The sequence below is a fragment of the Nonomuraea sp. NPDC049637 genome (assembly GCF_040675235.1).
GTDB lineage: Bacteria > Actinomycetota > Actinomycetes > Streptosporangiales > Streptosporangiaceae > Nonomuraea.
The window spans coordinates 18,437-27,937 of sequence record NZ_JBFAOM010000079.1 but is presented as its reverse complement, the minus strand read 5'-3'; the positions used below and the strand labels follow the sequence as shown (position 1 = coordinate 27,937).

The window sequence follows — 9,501 nt, the reverse complement described above, 5'->3', positions numbered from 1 at the left end:
TCCAGCCCCGTGACCCACTCCTGAAGATCAGCAGTGGTTAAGTCATCTGGCATGCCTCCACGTTACAGATCACAAAACCTCGCTGCAGTACTAGGAATGTCCTGAAGATCTTGGTGGTCTGGCCAGGTGGGATTTCAGGATTCAGACTCGGGTCATGATGGGTCGTCGGAGGGTTCCAGCCGGGCCTGAGGTGTGGGTCGTGTGCCGGGAGATGATCCCGGCCGGGAGCGTGTTCGCGTTCCTGGCCGAACACCGGCGAGCGCTGTTCCCGCCGCAGGCGTTCGCGGACATGTACGCGCCGGTCAACGGGCGTCCGTCGGTGCCTCCGGGGCTGCTGGCCACGGTCGTGGTGCTGCAAGCGCTGTATGGGCTGCCGGATGAGGAGGCGGTCGCAGCGCTGCGGTTCGATCTGCGGTGGAAGGCCGCTTGCGGGCTGGGGCTGTATGGCCAGGGGTTCGATCCGTCGTTGCTGACCTACTTCCGGCGTCGGCTGGCCCGATCGGTGGCCCCGGACCGCATCTTTGCGGCCGTCCGCACCGTGGTTGAGCAGACCGGGGTGCTGACCGGCCGGGCCCGGCGCGCGCTGGATTCAACGGTGCTGCTGGATGCGGTCGCCACCCAGGACACCATCACCCAGCTGATCGCCGCGATCCGCCGGGTGGCCCGCCAGGTGCCCGGCGCGAGCGCGCTGGTGACGGCGCACTGTCACGCCTGCGACTACGCCGACCCGGGCAAGCCGAAGATCGCCTGGGACGACGAGGAAGCCAGGAACGCCCTGGTCAGTGGGCTGGTCACCGACGCGCTCACCCTGCTCGACCACCTGGCCGGCCACGACCTGGACGAGCCGGCCGAGCGCGCGGTCGGCCTGCTGGCCCTCATCGCCGGCCAGGACGTCGAACCCGCAGGCGACTCCGACGGCACCGACGGACGGTGGCGGATCGCCCGCCGCACCGCACCCGATCGGATCATCTCCACCGTCGATCCCGAGGCCCGCCACATCCACAAGAGCCAGCAGCAGCGTGACGACGGCTACAAGGCCCACCTGGCCGTCGAGCCGGAGACCGGCCTGTTCACCGCCGTCGCCCTGCGGCCCGGCGCCGGCGCCGCCTATCACGAGGCTGCCATCGCCCCCGGCCTGCTCGCTCACGAGCGCGGCCGGCTGCACGTCCTGGCCGATGCCGCCTACGCCACCGCGGAGTTACGCGCCGCCCTCACCGAGGCCAGGCATCGGCTGCTGATCAAACCGCCCGCGCTCAAGCCCGCCGTGATCGGCGGCTTCACTCTGGACGACTTCGCCATCGACACCGCCGCCGGCACGGTCACCTGCCCCGCCGGCTACACCGTCCCCCTGGCCGCACCCGGCGGCCGCTACCAGCAACGCCGCGCCACCTTCACCGGCTTATGCGCCGCATGCCCGCTGCGCGAACGCTGCACGACCGCCGCAACCGGCCGCATGGTGACCATCCGCCCGCACCACGACCTGCAGGCCGCCGCCCGCCACCAAGCCGCCAGCGACCCCGCTTGGCAAGATGACTACCGGCGCTGGCGGCCCATGGTCGAACGTGCCGTGGCCTGGCTGGTCGCCCGCGGCAACCGCCGCCTGCGCTACCGCGGCACCGCTGCCAACGACCGCTGGCTCCACCACCGCGCCGCCGCCCTCAACCTCCGCCGCCTCATCAACCTGGGACTCACCCACACCAGCGGCACCTGGACCCTCGCCCTGATCACCGCATAACGCGAGGCTGAGCCAGCTCATGCCGACTCGCCCCTCAAGATCTTCAGGACATTCCTAGGTCCCGCCCAGGTCGCCGCGCACATGCGCGGCCAGGTCAGCGCGGCCGAACTCGCTCGCGCCGCGAACAAGCACGCCACCAGCGAGAAGATCGCCAAAGCCTCCACGACTGTGATCAACGCCTTCAACCAGCTCGACATCACCTCGATGTGGGGCGACGGCAAGACCGTGGCAGCGGACGGTTCCCAGGTCGAAACGTGGGAGAACAACCTCCTTGCTGAAAGCCACGTTCGGTACGGCGGGTATGGGGGCTTGGCCTACCGGCACATCTCCAACACCTACGTGGCGCTGTTCAGCCACTTCATCCCCTGCGGCGTCTGGGAGGCCGTCTACATCATCGAAGGGCTGCTGAAGAACGCCTCGGAGATCCAGCCGGACACCATCCACGCAGATACCCAAGGCCAATCGCTGCCTGTCTTCGGGCTCGCGGCGCTTCTGGGTTTCGACCTGCTGCCCCGCATCCGCAACTGGCATGACCTGATCTTCTACCGGCCCGACCCAGAGGTCCGCTACCAGCACATCGACTCGCTGTTCGGCGAGGAGACGATCGACTGGCGACTGATCGAGACGCACTGGACCGACCTGCTGCGCACCGCGATCTCCATCCGGGAGAACCGCATCTCCTCGGTCACCCTCCTTCGGCGCCTGGGAAACCACTCCCGCAAGAACCGGCTCTACCGCGCCTTCCGCGAGCTCGGCCGCGCCGTACGAACCATCACGTTGCTTCGCTACCTTTCCGACCCGGACCTGCGCGAGCAAATCACGCAGATCACCAACCGCAACGAGTCCTTCCACAACTTCGCCGACTGGCTGATGTTCGGCGGCAAGCTGATCGGCCACAACGATCCCGACTATCACGAGAAGATCATCAAGTTCAACGAGCTGCTCGCCAACTGCGTGATCTACTCCACCGCCTGCGACATCACCGACTCCGCCAACGCCATCGCCGCCGAGGGCCGTCCAGTCGACCCCGACGACTTGGCCACCATCTCGCCGTACATCACGCATGTCATCCGCCGGTTCGGCAACTGGATCCTCAACCTCAACCCGCCAGTTGCCGAACCCACGACACGCCTCGACCTCGAATCCCGGGTCCTGTTCGCACCATGAGTTGCTGGCGCCGACGAGGTCGAAGCGCGTGATGCGGGGCGCCGGTCTGGCTTTCGTCTGCCCCTGCTCAGCCCGTTGACATCGCGCTCGGTTGCTCAACCAGTGGGGCTCTGCTGGGGCGGTGGCCATCCGGTCCCGGTAGGCGAGTTGCCGGCACCACCCGATCGCCGCGTTCAGGTGGAGGCGATGATGAGTCTGGCGAGTGTGTCGGCTATGGCCTCGGCTCCCGCGTCGTTGGGATGGATGTGATCGCCGGAGTCGTAGGCGGGCCGCAGGACGCTCGGCGCGGCCGGGTCATGCAGCAGGCGATCCAGGTCTGCGACGGTGTCGCAGTGGGCGCGGATCCACTCGTTGACAAGCTGGCGGGTCTGCTCCCCTTCGGGGGTGTCGAATCCGGGGCTGACGCCGTCGGCTCCGCCGAAGGGGGACACGGTCGCGACGATCGTTGTCAGTCCCGCTCGCCCGGCTTGGTCGGTGATCGAGGTCAGCCCGGCGATGAGCTCGCTCGCCGACACCGCGGGCAGGCCAAGCATGCCCGGCATGCCGATGTCATTGGTGCCGAGCTGCACGACGACGTGTGTCACTCCCGGTGTGGCGAGCACGTCGCGCTCGAAGCGGGCGATGCCACGTTCGCCGAAGACGTCACTGAGCAGCCTGTTGCCGGCAATGCCGAGGTTGAGCACGAGTGTGTCGTCGAGCTTGCCGGCCAAGAGGTCGGGATAGCGGTGGTGGGCGCCGTGGGCGGTGCCCACCCCGTCGGTGAGTGAGTCGCCGAAGGCCGCGACCACCTGGCGTCCCTCGGGAGCCTCGATGTCGATGCCGCTCAGGTAGAAGCGGGGTTCTACCTTTTCGGCGCCGGTCAGGTGCGTTCGGGAGACGGCGTCCCCGGCCGCCACGTACCCGGTCTGCAGGGCGAAGGGATGGTAGGTGGCCAGCCCGGCATCGGAGGCGTGATAGGTGCTGACCACCAGGTCGGTCTCGCCTGCGGTGGCGAAGTCGACGGGATCGCTCACGGCTTCGGCGCCGGGCTCGATCGTCACCTGCGCTGTCCCCGCGAAGGTGACCGCGGTGTCGGTGCCAGGGGTGATCGAGGATCGGGAGTCGTGCGCGGCCACGTGGGTGCGGGCGATGGTGAGGGGTTGCTCGCCGTACTGGTTGCTGAGCCGTACCCGCAGACGATCACTGGCCCCGTGCACGCGCACGATCTGACGGAGCGTCTGATCGCGGAAGGCGCGTGAGGGGTAGATGAGCGTCATCGACTCATAGGCGCTGACCGGGGCGGATCTGAAGGCCGCCGTCCATGTGGTGGTCACGTGTTCAGCCCTCCAGGGAGCTCAGCAGGTGGCGGGTGAGTTCGCCGAGCCGCGCGGCGGCCTCCGGGGAGAACGAGGGATGGTCCAGACTGATCGGCTTGGTCTGCATGAAGGCACTGAGCGGGGCGGCGGGCGGGTCGTTGAGGAGGGCGACGATGGGTTTGACGCCTTCGGCGACGGGCGCGCCGTACCTCTTGAGCGACTCGACGTGGGCGGCAGTGGCGGCGTCGTACTCGCCGCGGAACGCGGTGGACACCGGCCCGGGGTTGATCAGGACATATCGGGTACGGCTGGCCGCCCGTTCGGTGGCGAAGGCGACGCCGAGCAGGTCGTTGGCGCGCCCGGCCTGCATCTGGGCCGCCACACCGTCGTAGCCGCGCTCGATCATCGGATCGTCCCAGTGGATGCGTCCGATCGGGACGCCGGGTCCTGACACGTTGACGATGACCCCGGGATCGGTCAGGCCGTGGCTGAGCAGGTGGCGGCTCAGGTACTCCAGTGCGAAGGTGGCCTCGAATCCCTCGGCGGTGACGAAGCGGGCGGAGCGGAAGTAGCGGGCGCACAGCACAAGTGCGTCGACGGCCGGGTAGGTGGCGTTGATCTCGTCGATGACGCGGCGGTTCTCGCTGACCAGGCTCAGGTCGGCCGCGATGAGATGGGCGCCGGGCAGGGCTTTGTCCTTGTCGCGTCCGACGATCACGACAGTGTCGCCGCGGCGCAGGTAGGTGCGGGCGAGCTCGCGGCCCATCCCGTCGGTGCCACCGGTGATCACGAGGGTCTTCACAGGGATGCCTTTCTGGTGAGAACGGGTTCACGCGCGGGCAGGAGCGGGATGACGGCGAGAATGATCACGATCATCGCGAGGGCGAGCCAGAAGATGCCGTGGAAGCCGGTGATCGGGTCAGCTGCGATCTGCAGGATGAGCGTGACCAGGGCGACGCCCAGTGCGGCGCCGAGTTGGTTGAGCATGTAGAGCACGGAACTGCCCTGTGCCACCAGCGGGCCCGGCAGGCTGCGGTAGAGCGACCCCATGGTCGGAGCGCTGAAACAACCCATGCCGAGCCCGATCGCCAGCGCGGCAAGCACTGGCCAGACCTCGGCGGTGCCGGCGCCGACGCGGGTGAAGGCCAGCGCGCTCAGCCCGGCCAGGATCGCGCCGGCCGTGGCCAGGCCGCGGGCGCCGAACCGGTCCGACAGCCGTCCGGCCAGCGGCATCGCGATCGCTCCGCCCAGCCCCGCAGGAGCCATCAGCAGCCCGGCGGCCAGCACGCCATGTCCGTGTGCCTGCTGGTAGTACAGCGGCAGGGCGAAGAGCGTGGCGAAGTTGGCCAGACCGCCGAGCCCCATGATGGCGACGCTGGCGACGAAGCCGCGACTGGCGAACAGCCTGGGCTCGATCAGCGGCGGCGCGCCGCGCTTGCGCAGCGCGTGCACGGCATAGCCGGCGATCAGTGCCGCGCCCGCAATCAGCGGGAGGGCGACCTGCCCGCCCCGCTCGGCCGACTGCGACAAGGCCAGCACCAGAGCCGCGAAACCGGGCGCGAGCAGGGCCAGGCCCAGGACGTCCAGCCGGGTCCGCACATGGCCCGCAGACCTCTCGTCGGGCACCACACGCCGCGCGAGCAGGTAGGCGAGCAGGCCGACGGGCACGCTGAGCAGGAACATCCAGCGCCAGTTCAGGGCGTCCAGTACGGCGCCGCCCGCGACCGGCCCGAGGACGGGCCCCAGCGAAAGCACCACTCCCATCAGCCCCATCACCCTTCCCGCGTGCCGCGGTCCCGCAGCTCGGGCCAGCAGAATCAGCACCAACGGGTCCAGGAGTCCGGCGCCGACGCCTTGAACGGCACGGAAGGCGATCAGGCTGCCGACGTTCCAGGCCAGCCCTGCTGCCAGCGAGCCCACGATGAACACCGCCAGGCCTGCCAGCCAGAGCCGTTTGCCGCCGAACCGGTCGACCGCCCACGTGGTGAACGGGATGGTGGCGGTGACGGCGAGCAGGAATCCGGTCGAGGCCCAGCCGACAGTGCTGAGCGAAGTGTCGAAGGCGGTGGCCAGGGTGCCGGTGGCCACGGCCGCCATCGTGCTGTTGAGGATGCCCAGCAGTCCGCCGAGCAGGATCACGGCGATCATCGCCAGGAGCCGAGGGTCCAAACGATCGTCTATTGAACTCATGGGTTCAACATAGTTATCCAATGCGTATGCCTGCAACTGGTCAGTCCACCATAGTGAACCCGTTGGTATAGTCGGTCCATGACCACATCGCGCGGACGGATCGACAAGCGGCAGGCGATCTTGCGGGGCGCGTTCGCCGTGTTCGCCCGGCAGGGTTACGCCCAGGCGTGCGTTCAGGAGATCGCTGACGAGGCGGGCGTGGCCAAGCCGACGGTCTACAACCACCTCTCCGACAAGGCCACTCTGTTCAGGCACGCCGTTCAGGATGCGGCGCAGACCAGCCTGCAGCAGCGCCTGGCCGCGCTGGAGCCGCTCGTCGAACCGGGCGACAACCTGCGCGCCACCCTCGAGGGCGTCGGCCACGAGCTGCTGCGCCTGCACTGCGACGAGCACTCCTGCGCGCTGCGACGGCTCCTCTACTCGGAGATCATCCGCTTCCCCGACGTCCTCGACGTTGTCACCGAGTCCGGTCCGCACCGGCTCACCCAGGCGCTGGCCGACCGGCTGGCCCGCCTCATCCTGGCCGGTCGCCTGCGCGCCACCGACCCCGAGCTGGCGGCCGAGCAGCTACTCGCCCTGCTCGTCGGCCCTTTGGAGGCGCGCTCCCGCATGGGCACCCGACTCCTCGGCGACGATGAACTGCGGGAGGTGGCTCGGGTCGCCGTCGGCACCTTCCTCCAGGCTTACGCCCCCTCCGAGCAGCAAACAATCGCGTCTTAGAGTTGCAGGGCAGCGAACGAACTATCGCGGATAACTAATTGTTATCCGCGATACTGTCTGGATCGAGCAGGCAGAACGCCTCGCCAAACCTGGGTCAGGTCGGCATGCTTATCTGCGATAGTGACGTCAGGAGGTGGACGTGGGCGAGCTTCACCGTCTGGAGCGCGGCGGATCGCCACCGCTGCCCGCTGCGGCGGCTGCCTACCTAGCTACCTTGTCCGGTCCCGAGCAGCGCAACACCCGGCGCGCCTACCACTCCACCCTGCGCGCCCTGATCGCCGAGTTCGCCTCGCCCGGCACCCACGTCCTGCTCGCCGAGCTCGACAACGAACAGGGCGCCGAGCGACTCACCGCCTGGTTCGCCCGCCAGTGGAGCGGCCGCGCCGCCGCGACTTTCAACCGGCACCTGGACGCCCTCCGTTCCGCGGTGACCTTCTGGATGGACCAGGGCTGGCTGAGCGCCGATCCGACCCGCCGACTCCGGCGGCGAGGCCGTGCCCCTGATCGGACTCGCGCGCTGGCCATCGCCGACATCGAGGCGTTGTTCGACCTGGAGGCTCCGCTCCGGGAAAAGATACTGTGGACGATGTTGTACGAAACCGCCGCGCGCGCCAACGAGGTACTCGGCCTGGACGTCGAGCACCTGGACCGGCGCAACCGACGCGCCAGGGTCACCCGCAAGGGCAGCGCGGTCGACATCATCGTCTGGCAGACCCGTACTGCGCGCCTTCTACCGAAATTGCTCGTCGGCCGCAGCAAGGGGCCGGTGTTCCTCACCGAGCGGCGCGCCCGTGTCGCCCTCGCCGCCGGCGACTTGGACCCGGTCACCGGTCGGGCCCGGCTGTCCTACCGGCGCGCTGAAGAGATCTTCAACGAGCTGACCAAACCGCTCGCGCACCCGGATCTCACCGACCTGGAAGACCTCGTCGCCGCGCCCGGGTGGACCCTGCACGACCTTCGGCACTCCGCGCTCACCCACGCCGCCGAGAACGGCGCCAACACCGGCACTCTCCTGGCCTACTCCGGTCACGCCTCGGTCGCCAGTCTGGCCCGCTACACCCGGGTATCTCCCGACGCCCTCACCCGTTGGCAAGCCCGTCGCGATCCCCACCGCAGAGTCTGACCAGGCCGAACTCCTCTCGGCGGCCCGTTTCTGCCGTATTCCGGTGGCACCCCATCATCAGCCGCGACCGCCGCACCGGCCTCACTCGCGTGTTCTCCGACGACGGCACCGCGCGGCCGCACCGCCGCCTGGACAAGGAGAGCGTCCGATTCGACCGCGACGTGCTCGCCATCCGCTGGCCGGCCACGTCGCGGGTGAAGTCCGCGTACCGATGGTGGCGGCGATGACGTCAGCCAGCCATCTGCTACTCCACGACCTCCGCCTTGAAGTCCCGCATGCCACCCACATGCAGCATTGAGGCGCTATCGATGTCGCCTCCATCGCTAAGCTCCATCAGAAGCGTGGCGGAGAACCCGAACGACACGTGGATCGTCCTGTTCACCGACGGATTCAAATCGATCAGCGTGGCAGTGACGTTCTCCTCCAGCCTCCACTGAACGTTCGCGCACGCCCACGCCTTCTCCCGCCCAGGCAGCATGTACGTGACCATTTCCTTGATGCCTGTCACCGAGAACTTCTGGTCTCCGGTGCGCGAGGCGACGATGCCTTCGCCGCCCAGCCCTGCCCCGCTGAGGATCGAGAAGAAGAATTGGGAGCCCATCGACGCGGTCCGCACGACATCGAGGACGACCGCGGAGGATTCGATCTCGTTCTGACCGATCTTCGCGGTGTGCCGCTTGGCCAGCTTGTCCAGCAGGACTTCGACACCACAGCAGTACACGAAGCGGTCGGCCGCCTCGCCCAGGTCGGCGGCCAGGTCGTTGAGCAGGGTGCCGTCGCCGAACGCTCTCTTGTCCGTCGAAACGAAATGGATCGTCTCCTCACTGGTCCGGAGCGCCTCGACGGCGGTAAGCCAGATCGCGGCGTCGCGAGAGCCCTCGCCCTTCGCCTGCCAGTTTGTGGCTGCCGGGGCCTGGCGGCGCGCTTCGCGGAGCATCGCCTCCCGGCCAGCCCAGTCAGGCGTCGGCAGGATGGTGAAGATTTCCCTGAGTGTGGATCTGACCGACTCCATGATCGGGATGAGGTTGAGGTCGCTGAGGTCGTCGCTCTGCATCGTCCCCAACTTGGCGCTGTAGGCGCGCAGCGCAGTCCGCGCCTTCTGATGCAGTTCCTTAACCTCGTGGCCGTAGTGCGCGAGGTGCTCCTCGAATGCGATTTCGGGGAGCACGAGCTTGTGCCCTGCGTGGTCGGCGACAGCTACGAGCATGGTGCAGAGCGCCCCGTTGGGAGGCTGGACAGCCTTGAGTTGGTTGGTGTCGAGGATGATCACG

The 9,501-nt window shown here is 68.3% G+C and carries 9 protein-coding genes; 5 read left to right on the top strand and 4 right to left on the bottom strand.

Features of this window, described 5'->3' with window-relative positions; all coding sequences use genetic code 11:
* Positions 1-211 precede the first annotated feature (211 nt).
* Both AB0J71_RS47920 and AB0J71_RS47915 read left to right on the top strand, forming a co-directional pair.
* Positions 212-1,735 carry an IS1182 family transposase gene (locus AB0J71_RS47920; RefSeq protein ID WP_364421004.1) on the top strand — a complete coding sequence of 508 codons (1,524 nt, stop codon included), beginning with the start codon at positions 212-214 and terminating at the stop codon, positions 1,733-1,735.
* A gap of 39 nt (positions 1,736-1,774) precedes the next feature.
* Complete coding sequence (locus AB0J71_RS47915) at positions 1,775-2,902, top strand: transposase (RefSeq protein WP_364421002.1); 1,128 nt, start codon at positions 1,775-1,777, stop codon at positions 2,900-2,902.
* 173 nt (positions 2,903-3,075) lie between these two features.
* Here AB0J71_RS47915 and AB0J71_RS47910 read toward each other — a convergent pair whose 3' ends face one another.
* From AB0J71_RS47910 to AB0J71_RS47900, 3 genes are all read right to left on the bottom strand, one after another.
* Positions 3,076-4,158 (bottom strand): GDSL-type esterase/lipase family protein, encoded by a 1,083-nt coding sequence (locus AB0J71_RS47910; protein WP_364421000.1) that lies wholly within the window; start codon positions 4,156-4,158, stop codon positions 3,076-3,078.
* Between the two features lie 61 nt (positions 4,159-4,219).
* Positions 4,220-4,999: an SDR family NAD(P)-dependent oxidoreductase gene (locus AB0J71_RS47905; protein WP_364420998.1), complete on the bottom strand. Its 780-nt coding sequence runs from the start codon at positions 4,997-4,999 to the stop codon at positions 4,220-4,222.
* On the bottom strand, positions 4,996-6,345 hold the full coding sequence (locus AB0J71_RS47900) for a DHA2 family efflux MFS transporter permease subunit (protein ID WP_364420996.1): 1,350 nt from the start codon (positions 6,343-6,345) through the stop codon (positions 4,996-4,998). Before AB0J71_RS47900 ends, AB0J71_RS47905 begins: the two co-directional genes overlap by 4 nt.
* Positions 6,346-6,465: 120 nt before the next feature.
* Here AB0J71_RS47900 and AB0J71_RS47895 point away from each other — a divergent pair, with 120 nt between their 5' ends.
* The 3 genes from AB0J71_RS47895 (at position 6,466) to AB0J71_RS47885 (ending at position 8,457) form a co-directional block, all read left to right on the top strand.
* Positions 6,466-7,107 (top strand): TetR/AcrR family transcriptional regulator, encoded by a 642-nt coding sequence (locus AB0J71_RS47895; protein ID WP_364420995.1) that lies wholly within the window; start codon positions 6,466-6,468, stop codon positions 7,105-7,107.
* Positions 7,108-7,246: 139 nt separating this feature from the next.
* Positions 7,247-8,230 (top strand): site-specific integrase, encoded by a 984-nt coding sequence (locus AB0J71_RS47890; protein ID WP_364420994.1) that lies wholly within the window; start codon positions 7,247-7,249, stop codon positions 8,228-8,230.
* A gap of 89 nt (positions 8,231-8,319) precedes the next feature.
* The gene (locus AB0J71_RS47885) at positions 8,320-8,457 is read left to right on the top strand and encodes a hypothetical protein (protein ID WP_364420991.1); all 138 of its coding nucleotides are present in this window, start codon (positions 8,320-8,322) and stop codon (positions 8,455-8,457) included.
* A 17-nt stretch (positions 8,458-8,474) separates the two neighbouring features.
* Here AB0J71_RS47885 and AB0J71_RS47880 read toward each other — a convergent pair whose 3' ends face one another.
* A complete protein-coding gene (locus tag AB0J71_RS47880; protein WP_364420988.1) occupies positions 8,475-9,500 on the bottom strand; it encodes a PIN domain-containing protein in 1,026 nt (341 codons plus the stop codon).
* Between the last annotated feature and the right edge of the window lies 1 nt (position 9,501).